20 protein-coding genes are annotated in these 23,756 nt (G+C 61.5%); 12 read left to right on the top strand and 8 right to left on the bottom strand.

Going from position 1 to position 23,756, the window contains the following annotated elements; translation table 11 throughout:
• Positions 1–157: 157 nt before the first annotated feature.
• Together NVB75_RS28165 and NVB75_RS28160 are read left to right on the top strand one after the other, a co-directional pair.
• Positions 158–1,903 (top strand): ABC transporter permease subunit, encoded by a 1,746-nt coding sequence (locus NVB75_RS28165; RefSeq protein ID WP_258344313.1) that lies wholly within the window; start codon positions 158–160, stop codon positions 1,901–1,903.
• 14 nt (positions 1,904–1,917) lie between these two features.
• A complete protein-coding gene (locus tag NVB75_RS28160) occupies positions 1,918–3,240 on the top strand; it encodes an AAA-associated domain-containing protein (RefSeq protein ID WP_087695197.1) in 1,323 nt (440 codons plus the stop codon).
• Positions 3,241–3,399: 159 nt separating this feature from the next.
• Here NVB75_RS28160 and prpD read toward each other — a convergent pair whose 3' ends face one another.
• The 6 genes from prpD to NVB75_RS28125 form a co-directional block, all read right to left on the bottom strand.
• Positions 3,400–4,884, bottom strand: coding sequence for a 2-methylcitrate dehydratase (gene prpD / locus NVB75_RS28155; RefSeq protein WP_258344312.1), 1,485 nt, complete (start codon positions 4,882–4,884; stop codon positions 3,400–3,402).
• A 166-nt stretch (positions 4,885–5,050) separates the two neighbouring features.
• Positions 5,051–6,241 carry a 2-methylaconitate cis-trans isomerase PrpF gene (gene prpF, locus NVB75_RS28150; protein ID WP_258344310.1) on the bottom strand — a complete coding sequence of 397 codons (1,191 nt, stop codon included), beginning with the start codon at positions 6,239–6,241 and terminating at the stop codon, positions 5,051–5,053.
• Positions 6,242–6,283: 42 nt separating this feature from the next.
• The gene (acnD, locus tag NVB75_RS28145) at positions 6,284–8,878 is read right to left on the bottom strand and encodes a Fe/S-dependent 2-methylisocitrate dehydratase AcnD (protein ID WP_258344309.1); all 2,595 of its coding nucleotides are present in this window, start codon (positions 8,876–8,878) and stop codon (positions 6,284–6,286) included.
• A 201-nt stretch (positions 8,879–9,079) separates the two neighbouring features.
• Positions 9,080–10,207 carry a 2-methylcitrate synthase gene (prpC, locus tag NVB75_RS28140; RefSeq protein WP_258344308.1) on the bottom strand — a complete coding sequence of 376 codons (1,128 nt, stop codon included), beginning with the start codon at positions 10,205–10,207 and terminating at the stop codon, positions 9,080–9,082.
• Between the two features lie 161 nt (positions 10,208–10,368).
• Entirely contained in the window at positions 10,369–11,262 is an 894-nt protein-coding gene (prpB, locus tag NVB75_RS28130; RefSeq protein WP_003214976.1) for a methylisocitrate lyase, read from the bottom strand.
• Positions 11,259–11,972 (bottom strand): GntR family transcriptional regulator, encoded by a 714-nt coding sequence (locus NVB75_RS28125; RefSeq protein WP_258344306.1) that lies wholly within the window; start codon positions 11,970–11,972, stop codon positions 11,259–11,261. Before NVB75_RS28125 ends, prpB begins: the two co-directional genes overlap by 4 nt.
• 272 nt (positions 11,973–12,244) lie before the next feature.
• Between NVB75_RS28125 and NVB75_RS28120 the strand changes: the two genes are divergently transcribed.
• The 6 genes from NVB75_RS28120 (at position 12,245) to NVB75_RS28095 (ending at position 17,535) form a co-directional block, all read left to right on the top strand.
• Positions 12,245–12,778, top strand: coding sequence for an ATP-dependent zinc protease (locus NVB75_RS28120; RefSeq protein ID WP_258344304.1), 534 nt, complete (start codon positions 12,245–12,247; stop codon positions 12,776–12,778).
• Between the two features lie 5 nt (positions 12,779–12,783).
• A complete protein-coding gene (locus tag NVB75_RS28115; RefSeq protein ID WP_258344302.1) occupies positions 12,784–14,316 on the top strand; it encodes an inactive transglutaminase family protein in 1,533 nt (510 codons plus the stop codon).
• Positions 14,316–15,302, top strand: coding sequence for an alpha-L-glutamate ligase-like protein (locus NVB75_RS28110; protein WP_003214969.1), 987 nt, complete (start codon positions 14,316–14,318; stop codon positions 15,300–15,302). The genes NVB75_RS28115 and NVB75_RS28110 overlap by 1 nt, the downstream gene beginning before the upstream one ends.
• Positions 15,303–15,307: 5 nt before the next feature.
• A complete protein-coding gene (gene pabB / locus NVB75_RS28105) occupies positions 15,308–16,648 on the top strand; it encodes an aminodeoxychorismate synthase component I (protein WP_258344300.1) in 1,341 nt (446 codons plus the stop codon).
• Positions 16,649–16,876: 228 nt separating this feature from the next.
• Positions 16,877–17,179, top strand: a complete 303-nt coding sequence (locus NVB75_RS28100) for a type II toxin-antitoxin system HigB family toxin (RefSeq protein WP_258348763.1) — start codon at positions 16,877–16,879, stop codon at positions 17,177–17,179.
• Positions 17,179–17,535, top strand: coding sequence for a type II toxin-antitoxin system HigA family antitoxin (locus NVB75_RS28095; RefSeq protein WP_076014724.1), 357 nt, complete (start codon positions 17,179–17,181; stop codon positions 17,533–17,535). The genes NVB75_RS28100 and NVB75_RS28095 overlap by 1 nt, the downstream gene beginning before the upstream one ends.
• 116 nt (positions 17,536–17,651) lie before the next feature.
• Here NVB75_RS28095 and thrH read toward each other — a convergent pair whose 3' ends face one another.
• Positions 17,652–18,269, bottom strand: coding sequence for a bifunctional phosphoserine phosphatase/homoserine phosphotransferase ThrH (thrH, locus tag NVB75_RS28090; RefSeq protein WP_258344297.1), 618 nt, complete (start codon positions 18,267–18,269; stop codon positions 17,652–17,654).
• A gap of 152 nt (positions 18,270–18,421) precedes the next feature.
• Here thrH and NVB75_RS28085 point away from each other — a divergent pair, with 152 nt between their 5' ends.
• The 3 genes from NVB75_RS28085 (at position 18,422) to NVB75_RS28075 (ending at position 21,779) form a co-directional block, all read left to right on the top strand.
• Complete coding sequence (locus NVB75_RS28085; protein ID WP_003214958.1) at positions 18,422–19,156, top strand: phosphoadenylyl-sulfate reductase; 735 nt, start codon at positions 18,422–18,424, stop codon at positions 19,154–19,156.
• A 351-nt stretch (positions 19,157–19,507) separates the two neighbouring features.
• Positions 19,508–21,037: an NCS1 family nucleobase:cation symporter-1 gene (locus tag NVB75_RS28080; RefSeq protein ID WP_008432689.1), complete on the top strand. Its 1,530-nt coding sequence runs from the start codon at positions 19,508–19,510 to the stop codon at positions 21,035–21,037.
• A 13-nt stretch (positions 21,038–21,050) separates the two neighbouring features.
• Positions 21,051–21,779, top strand: coding sequence for an aspartate/glutamate racemase family protein (locus tag NVB75_RS28075; RefSeq protein ID WP_258344296.1), 729 nt, complete (start codon positions 21,051–21,053; stop codon positions 21,777–21,779).
• Positions 21,780–21,897: 118 nt separating this feature from the next.
• Here the strand turns inward: NVB75_RS28075 and NVB75_RS28070 are convergent, their stop codons facing one another.
• Positions 21,898–22,821, bottom strand: a complete 924-nt coding sequence (locus tag NVB75_RS28070) for a LysR family transcriptional regulator (protein WP_258344295.1) — start codon at positions 22,819–22,821, stop codon at positions 21,898–21,900.
• Between the two features lie 114 nt (positions 22,822–22,935).
• Between NVB75_RS28070 and NVB75_RS28065 the strand changes: the two genes are divergently transcribed.
• The gene (locus NVB75_RS28065) at positions 22,936–23,682 is read left to right on the top strand and encodes a 3-oxoacyl-ACP reductase family protein (protein WP_063032408.1); all 747 of its coding nucleotides are present in this window, start codon (positions 22,936–22,938) and stop codon (positions 23,680–23,682) included.
• The last annotated feature ends 74 nt before the right edge of the window (positions 23,683–23,756 follow it).

Below are 23,756 nucleotides of genomic sequence, written 5' to 3'. Positions count from 1 at the left end.
GTGCTTGTAACATTTAGAAACGTACAATCCCGCCTGCAACGCCTCGTTGCCCCTGACTCGCGAAAACAGCGCTTTCCTTCTCGGAGGGTCATTCGTGCAGCAGCTAAGCTCACTCCCATCACGCCCCTGAACCTGAACGCTGCAGGACTGACTGCCTATGAAAAGAGTGCTCCGTCACTACATCCCTGCGTCCACATTGCGTTTGTTGCCCAACCGCTGGGACTTGGTCGCCCTGCCCCTGGTGATCGGCTTTTTACTGTTTTTCTCCATCACGGCGCGAGAAACCTGGGCGCCCATCGCCACCTTGCAAAGTGAAGTCATCTCCCTCGACCCGGCCAACCTGCCGGAATACGCGATGCGCACCACCCTGCGCATGCTGGCGGCGATGGTTGCAGCGCTGGTGTTCACCCTGTTGTACGGCACCCTGGCCGCCAAAAGCCGGCGCGCCGAGAAACTGCTGGTGCCGGTGCTGGATATCCTGCAATCGGTACCGGTACTGGGCTACATCTCGTTTACCGTGACGTTCTTTTTGCTGCTGTTCCCCGGGCGCGTGCTCGGCGCGGAGTTCGCGGCCATCTTTGCGATCTTCACCAGCCAGGCCTGGAACATGACGTTCAGCTTCTACCAGTCGCTGCGCATGCTGCCCAATGACCTGGTGGAAGTGTCGACCAACCTGCGGCTTTCCGGTTGGCAGCGGTTCTGGAAGCTCGACGTACCCTTCGCCATGCCCGGGCTGGTGTGGAACATGATGATGAGCATGTCCGGCGGCTGGTTTTTCGTGGTCGCCTCCGAGGCCATTACCGTCGGCGACAAGACCATCACCTTGCCGGGCGTAGGTTCCTACCTGGCCCTGGCGATTGCCCAGAAAGACCTGCACGCCGTGGGCTACGTGATCCTGGCGATGATTGTGGTCATCCTGATGTACGACCAGTTCCTGTTCCGCCCGCTGGTGGCCTGGGCCGACAAGTTCCGCATGGAAACCACCGCCTCCCAGGGCGCCGCGCCGCAATCCTGGCTGCTGAACCTGATCCAGCGCACGCGCATCGTCCAGCGCAGCCTGCGGCCGCTCACCCGCACCATCAGCCGCATTGGCAACAAGCGCTTCAGCCTGGCGGGCGGCGCACTCAAAGCGTTGCCGGCAGAAACCCCGAAGGCGTCAAAAGTGATCGACTGGGTGTGGGGCACGCTCATCGCGCTGCTGGCCGCTTATGCGCTGTACCACATCGTGCAGTACGTCGGCACCGAAGTGACCCTCGCCGAAGTCGGCCATGTCTTCGTGCTGGGGCTGATCACGTTGTTGCGGGTGGTCGGCCTGATCCTGATCGCCTCGCTGATCTGGGTGCCGTTGGGCGTGATGATCGGCTTGCGCCCTGCGCTTGCGGAAAAAATCCAGCCCTTGGCGCAGTTCCTCGCGGCCTTCCCGGCGAACCTGCTGTTCCCGGTGTTCGTCATCGTGATCCTGCACTACAACCTCAACCCGGATATCTGGCTGAGCCCGCTGATTGTGCTGGGCACCCAGTGGTACATCCTGTTCAACGTGATCGCCGGCGCCAGCGCGTTCCCGAATGACTTCAAGGAAGCCGCGGCCAACTTCCGCATTCGCGGCTGGTTGTGGTGGCGCAAAGTGATGCTGCCGGGGATTTTCCCGTACTACGTCACCGGCGCCATTACCGCCTCGGGCGGTGCCTGGAACGCCAGTATCGTGTCCGAGTACGTGTCCTGGGGCCAGGACAACGTAGTCGCCCACGGGCTCGGCGCCTACATCGCACAGACCACTGCGGCCGGCGACTTCCCGAAAATTGCCCTGGGCGTGGTGGTGATGTCGATCTTCGTGGTGGCGTTCAACCGAGCTGTATGGCGGCCGATGTACGCCATGGCTGAAAACAAACTTCGTCTGAATTGATGGGATTCGCAGTGATGACTACCTATACCGAGCATGCCGCCGACACTCCGGAAATCTACTCGTTGAAAAACGTGAACCGGGTGTTCGGCAAAGGTAAAGACGAGCTGCAAGTCCTCAGCGGCGTGGACCTGAGCCTGCACGAAGGCGAGATTGTCGGCATGCTCGGCCGTTCCGGCTCGGGCAAGTCGACCTTGCTGCGCATCATCGCGGGGCTGATCCAGCCGTCGTCGGGCGAAGTACGCTACAACGGCGCGCCGCTCAACGGCCCGGCCGAAGGCGTGGCCATGGTGTTCCAGACCTTTGCCCTGTTCCCGTGGCTGACCGTGCTGGAAAACGTCGAGGCCGGCCTGCAAGCCTTGCAGGTCGAGCGCAAGGAGTCCCGCAGGCGCGCCCTGGCGGCCATCGACCTGATCGGCCTGGACGGTTTTGAAAACGCCTACCCGCGCGAACTGTCCGGTGGCATGCGCCAACGCGTGGGTTTCGCCCGCGGGCTGGTGGTGAACCCGACCCTGCTGCTGATGGACGAACCGTTCTCGGCGCTGGACGTGCTCACCGCTGAAACCCTGCGCACCGACCTGCTGGATCTGTGGAGCGGCAAGCAACTGCCGATCAAATCGATCCTGATCGTGACCCACAATATCGAAGAAGCGGTGCTGATGTGCGACCGCATCCTGGTGCTGTCGTCCAACCCTGGCCGGGTGGTGGCCGAGATCAAGGTGCCGTTTGCCCACCCGCGCAACCGGCTGGACCCGACCTTCCGGCAAATGGTCGACGACATCTATGCCCTGATGACCGACCGCCGCAGCGCTGACGCCAGCAGAGGTTTGCCTGAGCTGAAAATGGGCAGCCTGTTGCCGGAAGTCTCCACCAACCTGATGGCCGGCCTGATCGAAACCCTGGCCGCCGAGCCCTACAACGGCCACGCCGGCCTGCCGACCGTGGCCGAACGGCGCTTGCTGGAAGTCGACGATCTGTTCCCGGTGGCGGAGATGCTTGAGCATTTGGGCTTCGCCGAACTCAAGGGTGCCGACATCACCCTCACCGACGCCGGCAAACTGTTCGCCGACTACGGCACCCAGGAGCGTAAAACCCTGTTTGCCGAACACTTGATCCGCCACGTGCCATTGGCCGCGCGCATTCACCAGGTGTTGCTTGAGCGCAGCGGCCACCGGGCGCCACGGGTGCGCTTCGAGCAGGAGCTGGAAGATTCGATGACGGAAGCCTTTGTGGAAAAGACCCTGGAAAGCGTGGTGGCGTGGGGACGGTATGCGGAGATTTTCTCCTATGACGACCATACCGAGACGTTCAGCCTGGATGATGTGGAAGGCAGCATGTAACGGCGTGATGTCGACACATTGATCGTTCCCACGCTCTGCGTGGGAATGCCGCCAGGGACGCTCCGCGTTCCACTGCTGGCGCAAGGCTTGAGTCCTGCGCAATGGTGACGCGGAGCGTCACAGGATGCATTCCCACGCAGAGCGCGGGAACGATCATTTTTAGATGACGAATAGGTCGACAAACCGGTTGACCGGAGTGGCCTCAAGCTTCGCCTGATCCTTGCACAGGGCAAAAATCTCGGCACTGCGCTGCGCAGTAAACCGGGTCGCCAGGTTGGCCTTGAACTTGTCTTCCAGCAATGGAATGCCATCCACCCGACGGCGACGATGGCCAATCGGGTATTCCACGGCCACCTGTTCGGTGCTGGAGCCATCCTTGAAGAACACCTGCACCGCATTGGCGATGGAGCGCTTGTCGGCCTCCAGGTATTCGCGGCTGTAGCGCGGGTCTTCGACGATGACAATCTTCTCCCGCAGTTCATCAATGATCGGATGGGCCGCGTGGAACTCATCTTCGTATTGCTCGGCCACCAGATTGCCAAACGCCAGCGGCACGGCGGTCATGTATTGCAGGCAGTGATCACGGTCGGCCGCATTGGCCAACTGCCCGACCTTGGAAATGATCCGGATCGCCGACTCGTGGGTGGTGATGACAATCCGATCGATCTCATGCAGGCGATTCTTCACGTGCGGGTGCAAGGTGACCGCCGCTTCACAGGCGGTTTGCGCATGGAACTCGGCCGGGAAACTGATTTTGAACAGCACGTTCTCCATCACATAAGTGCCGTAGGGCTGCGACAGGCTGAAGGCGCGCTTGTCGTCGGGCTTGAGCGCCAGGTCCTTGTTGGTGTGGCTGAACAGCACGTCATAAAAACCCCATTGCGGCGCGCTCAACACACCGGGAATCCCCATCTCGCCGCGCATGGCGATGTCGGCCAGCCGTACGCCGCGACTCGACGCATCCCCCGCCGCCCACGACTTGCGCGAACCGGCGTTCGGCGCATGACGATAAGTACGCAACGCCTGGCCATCGACAAACGCCTGGGACAATGCCGACAGCAGTTGCTCACGGTTGGCGCCCATCAGTTTGGCGGTGACGGCGGTGGAGGCGACTTTCACCAGCAGCACATGGTCCAGGCCGACGCGGTTAAAGGAGTTTTCCAGGGCGATCACGCCCTGGATTTCGTGGGCCATGATCATCGCCTCCAGCACGGCCCGCACGGTCAGCGGCGCCTCGCCGTTGGCCACGCGTTTTTGCGAGAGGTGATCGGCGACCGCGAGAATGCCGCCGAGGTTATCCGAGGGATGCCCCCATTCGGCGGCGAGCCAGGTGTCGTTGTAGTCGAGCCAGCGCACGATGCAGCCGATGTCCCACGCGGCCTTGACCGGGTCCAGGCGGAACGAGGTGCCCGGCACCCGTGCGCCGAACGGCACCACCGTGCCTTCCACGATCGGCCCCAGGTGCTTGGTGCACTCCGGGAAACGCAGGGCCAGCAGGCCGCAACCGAGGGTGTCCATCAGGCAATTGCGGGCGGTGTCCAGGGCGTCGCGGGATTCGATCCTGAAGTTAAGGACGTAGTCGGCGATGTCCTGCAGGACCTGGTCGTAGTCGGGGCGGTTGTTCTGGTCGACGTTGGCGCTCATGGCAGTACTCCAAAGTGGGTTAGGTGTGGTCCATCCTCAGGGTCAGGGTGATCGTTCCCACGCTCTGCGTGGGAATGCCGCCTTGGACGCTCCGCGTCCCGCACGGCGCAAGGGTGACGCAGAGCGTCACGGGATGCATTCCCACGCAGAGCGTGGGAACGATCGGTTAGAAAGCATCGCCGGGTACGCGCACGAACCCTTCCATCAACACCCGCGCACTGCGGCTCATGATGGCTTTTTTCACGACCCATTCACCGTTGACCTGGCTGGCCTCGGCGCCTACCCGCAGCGTCCCGGACGGATGCCCGAACCGCACGGCATTGCGCTCCACGCCGCCCGCCGCCAGATTCACCAGCGTGCCGGAAATCGCCGCCGCCGTGCCAATCGCCACCGCAGCGGTGCCCATCATTGCGTGGTGCAACTTGCCCATGGACAACGCCCGCACCAACAGGTCGACATCGGCCGCCTTGATCGCCTTGCCACTGGATGCCACGTAATCCGCAGGCCGTGCCACAAACGCGACTTTTGGCGTGTGCTGCCGCTGGGCCGCTTCGTCCAGATGCTTGATCAAGCCCATGCGCAACGCACCGTGGGCACGAATGGTTTCAAACATCGCCAGGGCCTTGGGGTCGCTATTGATCGCGCCCTGCAGCTCGGTGCCGGTGTAGCCCAGGTCCTGGGCGTTGATAAAGATGGTGGGAATCCCGGCATTGATCAGGGTCGCTTTGAACGTGCCGACACCCGGCACTTCCAGGTCATCCACGAGGTTGCCGGTAGGGAACATCGAACCACCACCGCCCTCTTCTTCCGCCGCCGGGTCCATGAATTCCAGCTGCACTTCGGCGGCCGGGAAGGTCACGCCGTCGAGTTCGAAGTCGCCGGTTTCCTGCACCGCGCCGTCAGTGATCGGTACGTGGGCGATGATGGTCTTGCCGATATTCGCCTGCCACACCCGCACCACGGCCACGCCGTTATGCGGAATGCGCCCGGCTTCTACCAGGCCAGCGCTGATGGCGAACGAACCCACCGCCGCCGACAGGTTGCCGCAGTTGCCGCTCCAGTCCACGAACGGTTTGTCGATGGACACCTGACCGAACAGATAGTCCACGTCGTGATCGGCGCGGGTGCTTTTGGCCAGGATCACGGTTTTACTGGTGCTGGACGTCGCGCCGCCCATGCCGTCGATCTGCTTGTCGTACGGGTCGGGGCTGCCGATCACCCGCAACAACAGCGCATCCCGCGCCGCGCCCGGCACCTGGGCCGATTCGGGCAAATCCTTGAGGCTGAAAAACACCCCCTTGCTGGTACCGCCACGCATGTAGGTGGCGGGAATCTTGATCTGCGGTACGTGTGCCATGGTGGTCCTCATGGGCCGGGGCGCAAACCCCGGCCACAGTTGTCAGGCGTTAACAGCCGATTCCAGGAAGTCCTGGGCAAAGCGCTGCAACACGCCGCCCGCCTCGTAGATCGACACTTCTTCAGCCGTGTCCAGGCGGCAGGTCACCGGCACCTCGACACGCTCGCCATTCTTGCGGTTGATCAACAACGTCAGTTGCGCACGCGGGGTGCGCTCGCCGATCACGTCGTAGGTTTCGGTGCCGTCGATCTTCAGGGTCTTGCGGTCGGTGCCCGGCAGGAACTCCAGGGGCAACACGCCCATGCCCACCAGGTTGGTGCGGTGGATGCGCTCGAAACCTTCGGCGGCAATCGCTTCCACGCCCGCCAGGCGCACGCCCTTGGCCGCCCAGTCCCGGGACGAGCCCTGGCCGTAGTCGGCGCCGGCAATGATGATCAGCGGCTGCTTGCGCTCCATGTAGGTTTCGATGGCTTCCCACATGCGCGTGACCTTGCCTTCCGGCTCCAGGCGCGCCAGCGAACCCTGCTTGACCTTGCCGTCTTCGATGACCATTTCGTTGAACAGTTTCGGGTTGGCGAAGGTGGCGCGCTGCGCGGTCAAGTGGTCGCCGCGGTGGGTCGCGTAGGAGTTGAAGTCGACTTCCGGCAGGCCCATTTTCGCCAGGTATTCACCGGCGGCACTGTCGAGCATGATCGCGTTGGACGGCGACAGGTGATCGGTGGTGATGTTGTCCGGCAGCACCGCCAGCGGGCGCATGCCCTTGAGCGGACGCGCGCCGGCCAGGGCGCCTTCCCAGTACGGCGGACGGCGGATATAGGTGCTCTGCGGGCGCCAGTCGTACAGCGGCGTGACTTTCGGGCCGGTGTCTTCGTGGATCGCGAACATCGGGATGTAGACCTGGCGGAACTGCTCCGGCTTGACCGACGCCTTGACCACTGCGTCGATTTCTTCGTCGCTCGGCCATATGTCCTTCAGGCGGATTTCCTTGCCGTTGGCGTCCAGGCCCAGCACGTCTTTTTCGATGTCGAAACGGATGGTGCCGGCAATCGCATAGGCCACCACCAGCGGCGGCGAAGCAAGGAACGCTTGCTTGGCGTACGGGTGGATACGGCCGTCGAAGTTGCGGTTGCCCGACAGCACGGCGGTGGCGTACAGGTCGCGGTCGATGATCTCTTGCTGGATCACCGGGTCGAGTGCGCCGGACATGCCGTTGCAGGTGGTACAGGCAAACGCCACCACGCCGAAACCCAACTGCTCCAGCTCAGTGGTCAGCCCGGCTTCGTCGAGGTACATGGCGACGGTTTTCGAACCCGGTGCCAGGGACGACTTGACCCACGGCTTGCGCACCAGCCCGAGCTTGTTGGCATTGCGCGCCAGCAGGCCGGCGGCAATCACGTTGCGCGGGTTGCTGGTGTTGGTGCAACTGGTGATGGCGGCGATGATCACTGCGCCGTCGGGCATTTGCCCCGGCACGTCATCCCACTGGCCAGAGATGCCCTTGGCCGCCAGGTCGCTGGTGGCGACGCGGGCGTGGGGGTTGCTCGGGCCGGCCATGTTGCGCACTACACTGGACAAATCGAAGCTCAGGCCACGCTCGTATTGCGCGCCCTTGAGGTCGTCCGCCCACAGGCCGGTGTGGCGAGCATATTGCTCCACCAGGGTGACTTGTTCGTCTTCACGGCCGGTGAGCTTGAGGTAGGCGATGGTCTGCTGGTCGATATAGAACATCGCCGCCGTGGCGCCATATTCCGGAGCCATGTTGGAGATGGTGGCGCGGTCGCCCAGGGTCAGCGCGGAGGCGCCTTCGCCGAAGAACTCGAGCCACGCACCCACGACCTTTTGCTTGCGCAGGAACTCGGTCAGCGCCAGCACCATATCGGTGGCGGTGATGCCCGGTTGCAGTTTACCCGTCAGCTCCACGCCGACACTTTCCGGCAGGCGCATCCACGAGGCACGGCCGAGCATCACGCTCTCCGCTTCGAGGCCGCCGACGCCGATGGCGATCACGCCCAAGGCATCCACGTGAGGCGTGTGGCTGTCGGTGCCGACGCAAGTATCCGGGAAGGCCACGCCGTCACGCACCTGGATCACCGGAGACATTTTCTCCAGGTTGATCTGGTGCATGATGCCGTTGCCCGGCGGGATCACGTCGACGTTCTTGAAGGCCTTTTTGGTCCACTCGATAAAGTGGAAACGGTCTTCGTTGCGGCGGTCTTCGATGGCGCGGTTTTTCTCGAACGCCTCCGGGTCAGAACCACCGGCTTCGACGGCCAGGGAATGGTCGACGATCAATTGGGTGGGCACCACCGGGTTGACCTGGGCCGGGTCACCGCCTTGCAGGGCGATGGCATCGCGCAGGCCGGCGAGGTCCACCAGGGCGGTCTGGCCGAGGATGTCGTGGCACACCACGCGGGCCGGGAACCACGGGAAGTCGAGGTCGCGTTTGCGCTCGATCAGTTGGCTCAGGGATGCGTTGAGGGTCGCCGGGTCGCAGCGACGCACCAGGTTCTCGGCGAGTACGCGGGAGGTGTACGGCAGTGTGGCGTAGGCGCCGGGGGTGATTGCATCGACCGCCGCGCGGGCATCAAAGAAATCGAGGCGGCTGCCGGGGAGCGGTTTGCGGTGTTCAGTGTTCATCGTCAGGACTCGGTCACGGTAGTTGCAAAAGGAAGAACCGTTGCTGATCCAGTGTGAAACACGGTCTAAATGTGGGAGCGGGCTTGCTCGCGAAGGCGGTGTGTCATTCAACACCCATGGCGACTGTCACACCGCCTTCGCGAGCAAGCCCGCTCCCACATTTTTGATCCGGTTTCACCCCGAGATCAGCGGTTTCTCCACTCAGCGACGTTCGATTGGCACGAACTTGCGCTGTTCAACGCCGATGTACTCGGCGCTCGGACGGATGATGCGGTTGTTGGCACGCTGTTCAAATACATGCGCGGCCCAGCCTGTAAGCCGCGAGCAGACGAAAATCGGGGTGAACAGCTTGGTCGGGATGCCCATGAAGTGGTACGCCGAGGCATGGTAGAAGTCGGCGTTGGGGAACAGTTTCTTCTGCTCCCACATGGTCTTGTCGATGGCTTCGGAAACCGGGAACAACACGGTGTCGCCCACCTCCTCCGCAAGTTTTTTCGACCAGCCCTTGATCACTTCATTACGCGGGTCGCTGTCTTTATAGATCGCGTGGCCGAAGCCCATGATCTTGTCCTTGCGCGCCAGCATGCCGAGGGTGCCTTCCACTGCTTCCTGGGCGGAAGAGAAACGCTCGATCATCTCCATCGCCGCTTCGTTGGCGCCGCCGTGCAGCGGGCCGCGCAGGGAGCCAATGGCGGCGGTGACGCAGGAATACAGGTCCGACAGGGTCGACGCACATACACGGGCGGTGAACGTCGAGGCGTTGAATTCGTGCTCGGCGTAGAGGATCAGCGACACGTTCATCACCTTGACGTGCAAGTCGCTGGGCTTCTTGCCGTGCAACAGGTGCAGGAAGTGGCCGCCGATGGTCGGCTCGTCGGTCACGCAATGGATGCGCTGGCCGTCGTGGCTGAAGCGGTACCAGTAGCACATGATCGCCGGGAACGCGGCGAGCAGGCGGTCGGTCACATCGCGCTGCACGCTGAAGTCTTTCTCCGGCTCGATGTTGCCCAGGAACGAGCAACCGGTGCGCATCACGTCCATCGGATGGGCGTCGGCGGGGATGCGTTCCAGCACTTCTTTCAGCGCCTGGGGCAGGTCGCGCAGTTTGCCGAGTTTGGCGGTGTAGGCCGCGAGTTCGGCCTTGGTCGGCAGTTCGCCGTAGAGCAGCAGGTAGGCGACTTCTTCAAACTGCGCGTCGGCGGCGAGTTCGCGCACGTCGTAGCCGCGGTAGGTCAAGCCGGCACCGGCCTGGCCCACGGTGGACAGTGCGGTCTGCCCGGCAACCTGGCCACGCAGGCCAGCGCCACTGAGTACTTTTGCTTCGGCCATGGTTATCTCCAATTTTGTAGTTATTAGTGAGGCGTTTCGCTGCCACTTGTAGGAGCAAGCTTGCTCGCGAAAAACTTCAGGGCGCCGTGTTCATTCAGGCTAAGCGCGTTATCGTTAACGATCTTCGCGAGCAAGCTCGCTCCTACACGTATCAGGGTCGGTTATTTTTTGGCGGCGAACAGCGCGTCGAGCTTCTGCTCGAAGGTGTGGTAGTCGATGCGATCGTAAAGCTCCATGCGGGTTTGCATGGTGTCGATCACGTTCTGTTGGGTGCCGTCGCGACGGATCGCGGTGTAGACGTTCTCGGCCGCCTTGTTCATGGCGCGGAAGGCCGAGAGCGGGTACAGGACGATGGAAACATCCGCAGATTTCAGTTGATCGACGGTATAGAGAGGCGTTGCGCCGAACTCGGTGATGTTGGCCAGGATCGGCGCTTTCACGCGAGAGGCGAACAGCTTGTACATCTCAAGCTCAGTGATGGCCTCCGGGAAGACCATGTCGGCGCCGGCCTCGATGCAGGCGGCGGCACGTTCCAGGGCGGATTCCAGACCTTCCACCGCCAGTGCGTCGGTGCGGGCCATGATCACGAAACTGTCGTCGGTGCGCGCATCCACGGCGGCCTTGATGCGGTCGACCATTTCCTGCTGGGACACGATTTCTTTATTCGGGCGATGGCCGCAACGCTTGGCGCCCACCTGGTCTTCGATATGGATCGCCGCCGCGCCGAACTTGATCATCGACTTGACGGTGCGCGCGACGTTGAACGCCGAGGAGCCGAAACCGGTGTCCACGTCCACCAGCAGCGGCAGGTCGCACACATCGGTGATGCGGCGCACGTCGGTCAGCACGTCATCCAGGCCGGTAATGCCCAGGTCCGGCACACCCAGGGAGCCGGCAGCCACCCCGCCACCCGACAGGTAGATCGCCTTGAACCCGGCACGCTTGGCCAGCAGCGCGTGGTTGGCGTTGATCGCACCGACCACCTGCAATGGGTGCTCGCTGGCGACGGCGTCACGGAAACGCTGGCCTGGAGTAGTGTTGTTATTGGAACTCATGACTCACCTCGTGATTGGGGAGCGCCGTCCGGGAAGTGACGGGCAATGTTGCGTTTGGAGGCGCCGATATGACGGCGCATCAACAACTCGGCCAGTTCACCATCGCGATCGGCAATCGCGTCAAGAATGCGGTGATGCTCGGCAAAGGCCTGGCGTGGACGATTGGGGGTGGCGGAAAACTGGATGCGGTACATGCGCACCAACTGATACAGCTCGCCGCACAGCATTTGGGTCAGGGTGCGGTTACCGGCGCCTTGAATTATCCGGTAATGAAAATCGAAGTCGCCTTCCTGCTGGTAGTAGCCGACACCGGCCTGGAAGGCCGCGTCGCGCTCGTGGGTGTGCAGCACCTGGCGCAACTCTTCGATCTCGGCGTCGGTCATGCGCTCGGCGGCCAGGCGACAGGCCATGCCTTCCAGGGATTCGCGGATTTCGTAAAGTTCGATCAGCTCTTCATGGCTCAACGACACCACTCGCGCGCCCACATGGGGGATGCGCACCAGCAGGCGCTGGCCTTCCAGGCGGTGGATGGCCTCACGCAGCGGGCCACGGCTGATGCCATAGGTGCGCGCCAGTTCCGGCTCGGAGATCTTGCTGCCGGGGGCGATCTCGCCCTTGACGATGGCAGCCTGGATACGCCGAAAGACGTTCTCCGACATGGTCTGGGAATCGTCTGACGCTACCACTGGGGTTTCCAGTTGATCCAGCATATTGTCGACACCTTTAAAAGCAATGCCGCAAAAACTAGCCAATCAGCCCCAGATAGTCAAAGAATAAATACACATTGTCGACAATCGTCTAATAACCCGCCTTGCACCCTATCAGGGCATGGCCGGCTGCCAGCGCTGGCGCAAGAAAACCTTCATGTTAGAATGCCGGCCACTTTTGCCTGACATCCCTGGATGAAAAGGCGCACGAGGGAGCTTGCGCAGCAATGCCAGTCGCCTTGAATTGAACATCGCACTGCACCGCCTCAGGATTTATGAGACTCAAGCCCTTCCCCCTTTTGCTTCTACTGCTTATGCCGGGCCTTGGCGTTGCTGCCGAGAAGACCGTGTATGGGCTCAATGAATACGCCAAGTTGGCCGGCATTGACCTGGAAGTGGCCGCCAAACTCGACACCGGTGCCAAGACCGCTTCCTTGAGCGCCCGCGACATCAAGCGTTTCAAGCGCAACGGTGAATCCTGGGTGCGCTTCTACCTGGCCATCGACACCGCACATTCCCACCCCATCGAGCGTCCCCTGGCCCGCGTGAGCAAGATCAAGCGCCGAGCCGGTGACTACGACCCCGATGAAGACAAGAACTACACCGCCCGTCCAGTGATTGCCCTGGACATCTGCATGGGCACCGCTTTACGCAGTATCGAAGTGAACTTGACTGACCGCAGCGCCTTCCAATACCCGCTGCTGATCGGCTCCGAAGCGCTCAAACGCTTTGATGCGCTGGTCGACCCTAGTCTTAAATACGCGGCGGGCAAACCTGCCTGCGCCTCCGACGCTCATACCGCTGAGTAATTTGAATGCGCTCTCTTAATCTGCACCTGAAAATCCTGATCGCCGTTTTGGTGGTATTGGGCATTTCGGTCACCGCCTATCAGATTTTCGTGCTGGGGATTCCCGTCACCGAGGACGCCACCGACGACCTGTGGAACATCGACGCCAAGGTCGAGTTCGTCGCCAGTGCCAAGGACCCGGTGAAAATCCAGATGTTCGTGCCGCCCCTGAGCCGCGACTTCGTCAGCCTGAACGAAAGCTTTATCTCGAATAACTACGGCGTCAGCGTCAATCGCCTCGACGGCAACCGCAAGGTCACCTGGTCGGCCCGCCGAGCCAAGGGCAACCAGACCCTCTACTACCGCCTGGTACTGACCAAGCGCTACAGCGGTGAAAAGGTCAAGATCAAGGGCCCGACCTTCCGCGACAGCATCGCCGTCGAAGGCCCGGAAAAAATCGCCGCCGAAGCCCTGCTGGCGCCGATCCGCCAGCACTCGGCCGACGTCGAGACCTTTATCAGCGAAGCCATCAAGCGCACCAACAACCTCAACGACGACAACGTGAAGCTGCTGCTGGCGGGCGACCCGTCGACACCGCACAAGGCCAAGATCGTCGAGCTGCTGCTGTCCATCGCCCACGTGCCGGTGGAAAAGGTCCACACCATCCGCCTGGTGGCCGACCAGCCGCAAACCCCGGAACTCTGGCTGCGCAGTTTCAATGGCAATGACTGGCTGTACTTCAACCCCGACACCGGCGAGCAAGGCCTGCCGGCTGACCGCCTGCTGTGGTGGACCGGCGATGAAAACCTGATCACCGTCGATGGCGGCAAAAAGGCCATGGTGACCTTCAGCCTTAACAACAGCGAAATGAACGCGATTCGCCTGGCCAAGCTGACGGACGAAAACACCGACGCCAACTTCCTCGAATACTCGCTGTACGGCCTGCCGCTGCAAACCCAGCAGACCTTCATGATCATGGTGATGATCCCGATTGGCGTGCTGGTGATCCTGATCCTGCGCAACCTGATCGGTCTGCAGACCCTCGGCACGTTTACGCCGGTGCTGATTGCCCTGGCGTTCCGCGAGACGCAGCTGGGCTTCGGGATTGTGCTGTTCACCATTATTACGGCGCTGGGGCTGTCGCTTCGGTCTTACCTGGAACACTTGAAGCTGCAGATGCTGCCGAGGCTCTCGGTGGTGCTGACCTTCGTGGTGGTGCTGATCGCGGCCATCAGCCTGTTCAGCCACAAGCTGGGCCTGGAGCGCGGGTTGTCGGTGGCATTGTTCCCGATGGTGATCCTGACCATGACCATCGAACGCCTGTCGATCACCTGGGAAGAGCGCGGTGGCGGCCATGCGATGAAAGTCGCGATCGGCACACTGTTCGCCGCCTCCCTGGCCCACATCATCATGAGCGTGCCGGAACTGATCTACTTCGTGTTCACCTTCCCGGCGATCCTGTTGATCCTGGTGGGCTTCATGCTGGCCATGGGTCGTTATCGCGGTTACCGCCTCACCGAACTGGTACGTTTCAAGGCCTTCCTCAAGGCTGATTCGTAATGTTCGGTTTCTGGAAGACCTGGAAGGCCCTGGAAGCGCGGGGGATCATGGGCATCAATCGGCGTAATGCCGACTACGTGCTCAAGTACAACAAGCGCAGCCTGTACCCGATCGTGGATGACAAGATCATCACCAAGGAACGGGCCATGGCCGCCGGCATCCATGTGCCGGAGATGTACGGGGTCATTTCCACCGAGAAGGAAATCGACAAGCTCGACGAGATCATCGGCGGGCGCAGCGACTTCGTGATCAAGCCGGCCCAGGGCGCCGGCGGTGACGGCATCCTGGTGATCGCCGACCGCTTCGAAGGGCGCTATCGCACGGTCTCCGGCAAGATCATCAGCCATGAAGAGATCGAGCATCAGATTTCCAGCATCCTCACCGGCCTGTATTCCCTTGGCGGCCACCGTGACCGGGCGCTGATCGAATACCGGGTGGTGCCCGACCAGATTTTCAAAAGCATCAGCTACGAAGGCGTGCCGGACATCCGCATCATTGTGCTGATGGGCTATCCGGTAATGGCCATGCTGCGCTTGCCCACCCGCCAGTCCGGCGGCAAGGCCAACCTGCACCAGGGAGCGATTGGCGTCGGTGTCGACCTGGCCACCGGCCTGACCCTGCGCGGCACCTGGTTGAACAACATCATTACCAAGCACCCGGACACCACCAACGCGGTGGATGGCGTGCAACTGCCCAACTGGGACGGCTTCATGAAGCTCGCCGCCGGCTGCTACGAGCTGTGCGGTTTGGGTTACATCGGCGTGGACATGGTGCTGGACCAGGAGAAAGGCCCGCTGATCCTGGAGCTTAACGCTCGCCCGGGGCTGAACATCCAGATCGCCAACGACTGCGGCCTGACCTTGCGCACCCATGCGGTGGAGGCTCGACTGGAAGAGCTGAAGGCGGCGGGCGTGACGGAAACGCCCGAAGAGCGCGTGAAGTTTGTGCAGGAGATGTTTGGGCATATTCCGGCGGTCGAGGGATAAACCCAGTGACCTGCTCCGTACACCCGCTGCCCTACCGGGCGAACCCTGCCGAATACTTTGCAGCCATCCGCCATGCCCCCGGCGCGGTGCTGCTGGACAGCGGCCGACCGGCTGCCGAGCGCGGCCGTTATGACCTGCTGAGCGCCTGGCCCGAAACGACACTGGCGGTACTGCCGGATGAAAGCGGCAGCGATTTCCTGCAACGCTTGCGGGAAAACCTGACGTTGCTGGGTGAAGCCACGATTCCTGCGCCCTACGAACTGCCGTTTGCCGGTGGCCTGATCGGGTACCTGAGCTATGACTTCGGTCGCCATCTTGAACAACTGCCGCACCTGGCCGTGGACGACCTGCACCTGCCGGATGCGCGGTTCGGCCTGTACGCCTGGGCCTTGATCAGCGATCACCAGGCGCAGACCAGCCAACTGGTGTTTCATCCCAAACTGGCGGAAAGCGAACGGCAACGCCTGATTACCTTGTTCGGTCAGCCGGCCATCAGCGCATCGGCCACCTTCAAGCTGCAAGGCCCAATGGCCCCGGACGTGACAGCCGACACCTACAAACACGCACTCGCCCGCATCCAGGATTACATCCAGGCGGGTGACTGCTACCAGGTCAACTTTGCCCAACGCTTCCGCGCCTCATGCGTCGGCGACCCGTGGGTGGCCTATTGCGCCCTGCGCGCAGCCTGCCCAACACCGTTTTCCGGGTTCCAAAGCTTGCCGGATGATGCCGCGGTATTGAGTTTATCGCCGGAGCGCTTCGTCAAAATCAGCCAGCGCCAGGTGGAAACCCGCCCGATCAAGGGCACCCGGCCACGAGGTGCAACGCCTGCGGAAGATGCGGCCAACGCCGCCGAACTGCTGGCCAGCCCCAAGGATCGTGCCGAGAACCTGATGATCGTCGACCTGCTGCGCAACGACCTGGGCCGCACCTGCCGTACCGGCTCGGTGAAAGTCCCGGAGCTGTTCAGCCTCGAAAGCTATCCCAACGTGCATCATCTGGTGAGCAGCGTCACCGGTGAGCTGGCGGACGACAAAGACGCCCTCGACCTGATCGCCGGCAGCTTCCCCGGCGGCTCCATCACCGGCGCCCCGAAGATCCGCGCGATGCAGATCATCGACGAACTGGAGCCAACCCGGCGCGGCTTGTATTGCGGTTCGTTGTTATACCTGGACGTGCGCGGCGAGATGGACAGCTCCATCGCAATCCGCAGCCTGCTGGTCAAGGATGGGCAGGTATGTTGCTGGGGTGGCGGCGGGATTGTCGCTGACTCGGAGTGGCAGGCGGAGTACCAGGAGTCGATGACCAAGGTGCGGGTGTTGTTACAAACCTTGGAAAGCCTGTAGCACGCAACCCCTCCCTGGCTCTGCGACGCGGAGCCAAGCAGCAGAAAAGACCTGAATCAGTACCGAAGTGGACGGAGCTGAAGTCGGACGATAGCGTCCGGCTTCAACCGTCCACCCGCCGTCTGTGAAGGATCACATGAAACGACTGCCTACTTGTCAGGAAAGATTTCCGAGATTGCATCTGCCCTTAACCGCACCTATTATCTCCCAAATTGGGAGGTTGCAGCGATGCGGATAATCGCGCTGTCTGCCTTGCGAATATTCTGGGAAAGCCAACCCGGTTATAGGGATGCAAAAACGCCGCTGGTCGAGCTATATCGCCATATGGAAAAAGCTATTTACCCGACGCCACAAGCCCTCAAAGCAGAGCTGAGGACAGCGAGCATTCTCAAAGCGGGCAGGGTTGTATTCAACATAGGCGGCAACAAGTATCGAGTGATCATGGCGATCAATTATCAGCGACAGCTTGCATTCATACGCTTCGTGGGGACCCACGCGCAGTACGATCAGATCAACGCGGAGACCGTGTGATGAACATCAAACCTATTCATTCCCAGGAAGACCTGACCGCTGCGCTCGCGCGCGTCGAGCAGCTTTGGGAAGCGGAAATCGGCTCGCCTGAGGGTGACGAGCTGGAAATTCTCGCAATACTTATCGAAAAGTACGAAGCAGAGCATTACCCAATGCCGCCTTCGGATCCTATAGAAGCAATTAAATTTCGAATGGAGCAGCTAGGCCTGACCGCCCGTGACCTGGAGCCTTTCATAGGTCCGAGCGGGCGGGTTTCTGAAGTGCTGAACCACAAGCGCAAGCTGAGCTTGTCGATGATCAAACGCCTGCATGAAGGCTTGCGCATTCCTTATGAGAGTTTGCTGGCAGGGGTCTAGGCGGTGCAGTGTCCACTCCGGCTTCATCGCGAGCAAGCCCGGCTCCCACAGGGGAGCGCGGTCAACATGTGGGAGCTGGCTTGCCTGCGATGAAGGCGTCAGCCACGCCAAATAACTTACAGGCTCAACGAACGATTCGACGCCTTGATGAACTCCTTCTTCAAATCCTCGAACGTATGCACCGCCGGGAACTGCGGAAACTCGCGAATCACGTTCTCCGGCGCGTGGAACAGAATCCCGCGATCCGCCTCACCGAGCATGGTGGTGTCGTTGTAGGAATCACCGGCGGCAACCACTCGGTAGTACAAGGTCTTGAAGGCCAGCACCGACTGACGCTTGGGATCTTTCTGACGCAGTTGGTAGCTCACCACCCGGTCGTTCTCGTCGGTGATCAACCGGTGGCACAGCAAGGTCGGGAAGCCCAGTTGACGCATCAGCGGCTGGGAGAACTCATAGAATGTGTCCGACAGGATCACCACCTGGAAGCGCTCGCGCAGCCAGTTGACGAATTCGATGGCGCCGTCCAGGGGCTTGAGGGTGGCGATCACTTCCTGGATGTCCGAGAGCTTCAGCCCGTGTTCATCAAGAATGCGCAGGCGCTGTTTCATCAGCACGTCGTAGTCGGGAATGTCCCGGGTGGTGGCCCGCAAGGATTCAATACCGGTTTTTTCGGCGAAGGCGATCCAGATTTCCGGGACCAGTACGCCTTCCAGGTCGAGACAGGCAATTTCCACAAGACACTCCCATTTAAAGTTATTGAGTTGAGCGAGCAAAAGGACTGCCGAACTCTAGCGATTCACGCTGGCCGCCGCAACGCAGGCGGGATTTTGTTACCATCGCCCTCCTATAGAGCGCTCAGCGCCACTGACCTGTAGGAACCGTCCTGATGAACCAAGCCTTCGACGTCGCTGAACTCGCCGCGACTTATGCCAACAAATCCGCCCAGGACATTCTCAAACTGGCTTTCAGCCAGTTTGGCGACGACCTGTGGATCTCTTTCAGCGGTGCCGAGGATGTGGTGCTGGTCGACATGGCCTGGAAGTTGAACAAGAACGTCAAGGTATTCAGCCTCGACACCGGCCGCCTGCACCCGGAGACCTACCGGTTTATCGAGCAGGTGCGCGAGTTCTACAAAATCGACATCGAGCTGATCTCGCCGGACCAGAGCAAGCTGGAACCCTTCGTCAAGGAAAAGGGCCTGTTCAGCTTCTACAAGGACGGCCACGGCGAGTGCTGCGGCGTGCGCAAGATCGAACCGCTGCGCCGCAAGCTTTCCGGCGTAAGCGCCTGGGCCACCGGCCAGCGCCGCGACCAGAGCCCCGGCACCCGCAGCCAGGTGGCCGCGCTGGAAATCGATACCGCCTTCTCCACCCCGGAACGCACCCTGTACAAGTTCAACCCGCTGGCGCAGATGACCAGTGAGGAAGTCTGGGGTTATATCCGCATGCTCGAGCTGCCGTACAACAGCCTGCACGAGCGCGGTTTTATCAGCATCGGCTGTGAGCCGTGCACGCGCCCGGTACTGCCGAATCAACACGAACGCGAAGGCCGTTGGTGGTGGGAAGAAGCAACCCAGAAAGAATGCGGGTTGCACGCCGGGAACATCATCAGCAAGGCGTAACACCCAGGTCGAAAACCTGTACACAGAAATGTCACCATCGGTGCCATTTTTGTGTGCACTTATAAAATCCCGCACCGAAAAGTTACATCCTCCCGCGTCACACCTCTTCCTAAATCCCCGCCCCTCTCTGCGCTACAAAATAAATAGCTGTTCAAACGGTCAATTTATATCGCTTTAAATTCAGCCTGTTATTTCCAATACGCTAAAAACCAAATCGCCGTGTATTTCACCCGGCGAAAATCTGGCACGCATGTGGCTTAAGGCAAAACACACTTTGTATACAATCAATAAAAAAGATACATACACTTTGACATCAGCCGCTCTCCTGCTGGTGTCCAGGAGCCTGCCGGAATGCGTACAAGTCTCTCCAATAACATCGCACTGGATCTGCCCTCCTCCACCCTGAACCCCGAGGCCACCAGCCCCGGCCCGCTGGTCCTCAGCCCGCGCCTGCACAATAAGGACCTTGCACCCACCAAGGCCGAAGGCCGGCGCTGGGGCCGCTACAGCATCTTTGCCTTGTGGACCAACGATGTGCACAACATCGCCAACTATTCCTTCGCCATTGGCTTGTATGCGCTGGGCCTGGGCGGCTGGCAGATTCTGCTGTCCCTCGGGATCGGCGCGGCGCTGGTGTACTTCTTCATGAACCTGTCTGGCTACATGGGCCAGAAGACCGGCGTGCCGTTTCCGGTGATCAGCCGCATCAGTTTCGGTATCCATGGCGCGCAGATTCCGGCGTTGATTCGTGCGGTGATCGCGATTGCCTGGTTCGGGATCCAGACCTACCTGGCCTCGGTGGTTTTCCGCGTGCTGCTGACGGCGGTTCATCCAGGCTTTGCCGACTACGACCACAACTCGATCCTCGGCCTGTCGACGCTCGGCTGGGCGTGTTTTGTGGCGATCTGGTTTGTGCAGCTCGCGATCCTCGCCTATGGCATGGAGATGGTGCGCCGCTATGAAGCCTTCGCCGGGCCGGTGATTCTGCTGACGGTGGCATCACTCGCCGGCTGGATGTATTTCCAGGCCGGCGGCCAGATTGCCTGGTCGATCCGCGAGCCGCTGACCGGTGGCGAGATGTGGCGCAATATCTTCGCCGGCGGTGCGCTGTGGCTGGCGATCTACGGTACGCTGATCCTGAATTTCTGCGACTTCGCCCGCTCTTCGCCCTGCCGCAAGACCATCAAGGTCGGCAACTTCTGGGGCCTGCCGGTGAATATCCTGGTGTTCGCCGCCATCACCGTGTTGCTGTGCGGCGGGCAGTTTCACCTCAATGGCCGGGTGATTGAGAGCCCCACCGAAATCATTGCGGCGATACCCAACACCTTCTTCCTGGTGCTGGGCTGCCTGGCGTTCCTGATTGTGACCGTGGCGGTGAACATCATGGCCAACTTCGTCGCACCCGCCTTCGTGCTGAGCAACCTGGCGCCCAAGTACCTGAACTTCCGCCGCGCCGGGCTGATCAGCGCCACCGTGGCGGTGCTGATCCTGCCGTGGAACCTCTACAACAGCCCGCTGGTGATCGTGTATTTCCTGTCGGGGCTGGGCGCTCTGTTGGGGCCGTTGTACGGGGTGATCATGGTCGACTACTGGTTGATCCGTAAAAGCCAGGTGGACGTGCCGCAGTTGTATAGCGAAGACCCGAATGGCGCTTATTACTACAGCCGCGGGATCAATTTGCGGGCGGTGGCGGCGTTTATTCCTGCGGCGGTGATCGCCATTCTCCTCGCCCTGCTGCCGGGTTTCGCCCTTGTCTCGCCGTTCTCCTGGCTGATTGGCGCCGGTATTGCAGGGCTGCTGTACCTGCTGTTCGCCAAGCGCCAGCCGTATTACGCCGATGTGAGCGGCGAAAGCATTGCAGTCGATAACGTCAGTCATTAAGTAAGGACATTCCATGCGCATCCTTGTGGTCAACGTCAACACCACCGAATCCATCACCGAGGCCATCGCCAAGCAGGCACGGGCGGTGGCGTCCCCCGGCACCGAGATCGTCGGGCTGACCCCGTTTTTCGGTGCCGAATCGGTGGAGGGCAATTTCGAAAGCTACCTGGCGGCCATCGCGGTGATGGACCGGGTGATGGCCTACGACCAGCCGTTCGATGCCGTGATCCAGGCGGGTTACGGCGAGCACGGCCGCGAAGGTTTGCAGGAGTTGCTCAATGTGCCGGTGGTGGACATCACCGAAGCCGCCGCCAGCACCGCGATGTTCCTCGGGCATGCCTATTCGGTGGTGACCACCCTGGACCGCACCGTGCCGCTGATCGAGGACCGGCTGAAACTGGCGGGTTTGTACCAGCGCTGCGCGTCGGTACGGGCCAGCGGCATGGCGGTACTGGAACTGGAAGAAGACCCGCTGCGGGCCATGGAGGCCATCGTGCGCCAGGCCGAATTGGCGATCAGCGAAGACAAGGCCGAAGTGATCTGCCTGGGCTGCGGCGGCATGGCCGGGCTGGATGACCAGATTCGCTACCGCACGGGTGTGCCGGTGGTGGACGGCGTGACCGCAGCGGTGACCATTGCTGAAGGGCTGGTGCGGTTAGGGCTGTCGACCTCGAAGATCCGCACGTATGCGACGCCGAGGCCGAAGAAAGTGATCGGCTGGCCTGGAAAGTTCGGACACTGAAGATCCGAAAGGTGGGAGCGGGCTTGCTCGCGAAAGCGGTGGATCAGTCTATGCATCGGGTGACTGTCACACCGCCTTCGCGAGCAAGCCCGCTCCCACACTTTGATTCCCACAAGGATCAAATGGCGCTGAACCGCCGCCCCAGCTCGCGTTCGACAAACTGCTCCAGAATGAAATCCACAAACGCCCGTGTCTTGCCGGGCAGCAGCTTGTGTTCGGCGTAGTACAGCGAGATGTTGCCGTCGTCGACGTACCAGTCGGGCAGCACTCGCACCAGTTGGCCGCTGTCCAGATACGGCACCGCCATCGGCATGCTGACCAGCGCAATCCCCAGGCCTTGGGCGCTGGCGCAGCAGGCAGCGCCAGAGTCGCTCATGGTCATGCGCGGCTTGAGCACCAGCGGGCGCTGTTCGCGGTTGCGATGGGTGAGTTGCCAGGATCGCACGCGCCCGGTTTGCGGTGAGCGGATCAGAATGCCGTTGCAGAGCGACAAATCCTCGGGCGCGAGTACCGGCTTGCGTTTGGCGAGGTACTCCGGTGAGGCCAGCAGGATTCGATGCGCCGGCGCCAGCTTGCGCGCAACCACGCCCTGGGGCAGCTCAAAACCACCGCCGATCGCGGCATCGAAGCCTTGGCCGATCAGGTCCACCTGGCGGTTATCGAAATGCCAGTCGGGGTTGATATCAGGAAAGCGCTTTAGAAATTCCCCCAGTAACGGCACCACATAACGGTTGCCAAACACCGTGCCCATGCTGACCTTCAGCGTTCCCACCGGCCGCCCTTCGGCGCTGGCCAGGTTGGCCACGGCGTTTTGAATAGTGGTGAGGCTGCCGCTGACTTCTTCCAGGAATAGCTTGCCTGCTTCGGTCAGGGTCAGGCGCCGGGTGCTGCGCTGAAAAAGCCTTACACCCAGGCGCGCCTCCAGCTTGGCCACGCTTTTACCCACGGCCGCCGGGGTCAGGCTCAGGTGCCGGGCAGCTTCGGCAAAGCTGCCACCTTCGGCGCTGCGCACAAAGCATTCGATACTGCCAAAGCTTTCCATATCGCCCCACTCTAAACTTTTGGTTTACACAGACTATAGCAATCACGGTCTACCGAGGGCGCCATGCGAGGTCGATACTCGACTCCAACCTCAACACATCTTTTGGAGATCGACATGACCACACAGAACCTCAGCGGCAAAGTCGCCTTGATCCAGGGCGGTTCTCGCGGTATCGGCGCCGCCATCGTCAAGCGCCTGGCCGCCCAAGGCGCAGCCGTCGCGTTCACCTATGTCAGCTCGGCCGCCAAGGCCGAAGCATTGCAGAACAGCGTGATCAGCGAAGGCGGCAAAGCCCTGGCGATCCACGCTGACAGCGCCGACGCAGCCGCCATCCGCAGCGCCGTCAACGCCACCGTCGAAGCCTTCGGGCGCCTGGATATCCTGGTGAACAACGCAGGCGTGCTGGCCGTCGGCCCGCTGGAAGATTTCAGCCTGGAAGACTTCGACCGTACCCTCGCCATCAACGTGCGCAGCGTGTTTGTCGCTACCCAGGAAGCCGCGCGGCACATGGGCGAAGGTGGCCGCATCATCAATATTGGCAGCACCAACGCCGATCGCATGCCGTTTGCCGGTGGCGGCCCGTACGCCATGAGCAAATCGGCGCTGGTCGGCCTGACCAAAGGCCTGGCCCGCGACCTGGGGCCACGGGGCATCACCATCAATAACGTGCAGCCCGGCCCGGTGGACACCGACATGAACCCCGCAAGCGGTGATTTCGCCGAGAGCCTGATCGGCTTCATGGCCGTGGGCCGTTATGGCCATGTGGAAGAGATCGCCAGTTTCGTCGCTTACCTGGTTGGCCCTGAAGCCGGCTATATCACCGGTGCCAGCCTGACCATCGACGGCGGCTTCGGCGCCTGAACCCAAGCTGCGACATCACACCACGCTCCGACCTTGGTCGACACTGACTAACGCCAAGCATCATGCGAGACTGT

The organism is Pseudomonas sp. CBS, assembly GCF_024734645.1.
Lineage (GTDB): Bacteria > Pseudomonadota > Gammaproteobacteria > Pseudomonadales > Pseudomonadaceae > Aquipseudomonas.
This window is presented reverse-complemented; position numbering and strand designations above follow the sequence as displayed.

Bases quoted from the DNA above. Each gene is read 5' to 3' on its own strand.
- NVB75_RS28165 (WP_258344313.1), top strand. From the start codon at position 158: ATGAAAAGAGTGCTCCGTCACTACATCCCTGCGTCCACATTGCGTTTG.
- NVB75_RS28160 (WP_087695197.1), top strand. From the start codon at position 1,918: ATGACTACCTATACCGAGCATGCCGCCGACACTCCGGAAATCTACTCG.
- prpD (WP_258344312.1), bottom strand. From the start codon at position 4,884: ATGAGCGCCAACGTCGACCAGAACAACCGCCCCGACTACGACCAGGTC.
- prpF (WP_258344310.1), bottom strand. From the start codon at position 6,241: ATGGCACACGTACCGCAGATCAAGATTCCCGCCACCTACATGCGTGGC.
- acnD (WP_258344309.1), bottom strand. From the start codon at position 8,878: ATGAACACTGAACACCGCAAACCGCTCCCCGGCAGCCGCCTCGATTTC.
- prpC (WP_258344308.1), bottom strand. From the start codon at position 10,207: ATGGCCGAAGCAAAAGTACTCAGTGGCGCTGGCCTGCGTGGCCAGGTT.
- prpB (WP_003214976.1), bottom strand. From the start codon at position 11,262: ATGAGTTCCAATAACAACACTACTCCAGGCCAGCGTTTCCGTGACGCC.
- NVB75_RS28125 (WP_258344306.1), bottom strand. From the start codon at position 11,972: ATGCTGGATCAACTGGAAACCCCAGTGGTAGCGTCAGACGATTCCCAG.
- NVB75_RS28120 (WP_258344304.1), top strand. From the start codon at position 12,245: ATGAGACTCAAGCCCTTCCCCCTTTTGCTTCTACTGCTTATGCCGGGC.
- NVB75_RS28115 (WP_258344302.1), top strand. From the start codon at position 12,784: ATGCGCTCTCTTAATCTGCACCTGAAAATCCTGATCGCCGTTTTGGTG.
- NVB75_RS28110 (WP_003214969.1), top strand. From the start codon at position 14,316: ATGTTCGGTTTCTGGAAGACCTGGAAGGCCCTGGAAGCGCGGGGGATC.
- NVB75_RS28100 (WP_258348763.1), top strand. From the start codon at position 16,877: ATGCGGATAATCGCGCTGTCTGCCTTGCGAATATTCTGGGAAAGCCAA.
- NVB75_RS28095 (WP_076014724.1), top strand. From the start codon at position 17,179: ATGAACATCAAACCTATTCATTCCCAGGAAGACCTGACCGCTGCGCTC.
- NVB75_RS28085 (WP_003214958.1), top strand. From the start codon at position 18,422: ATGAACCAAGCCTTCGACGTCGCTGAACTCGCCGCGACTTATGCCAAC.
- NVB75_RS28080 (WP_008432689.1), top strand. From the start codon at position 19,508: ATGCGTACAAGTCTCTCCAATAACATCGCACTGGATCTGCCCTCCTCC.
- NVB75_RS28075 (WP_258344296.1), top strand. From the start codon at position 21,051: ATGCGCATCCTTGTGGTCAACGTCAACACCACCGAATCCATCACCGAG.
- NVB75_RS28070 (WP_258344295.1), bottom strand. From the start codon at position 22,821: ATGGAAAGCTTTGGCAGTATCGAATGCTTTGTGCGCAGCGCCGAAGGT.
- NVB75_RS28065 (WP_063032408.1), top strand. From the start codon at position 22,936: ATGACCACACAGAACCTCAGCGGCAAAGTCGCCTTGATCCAGGGCGGT.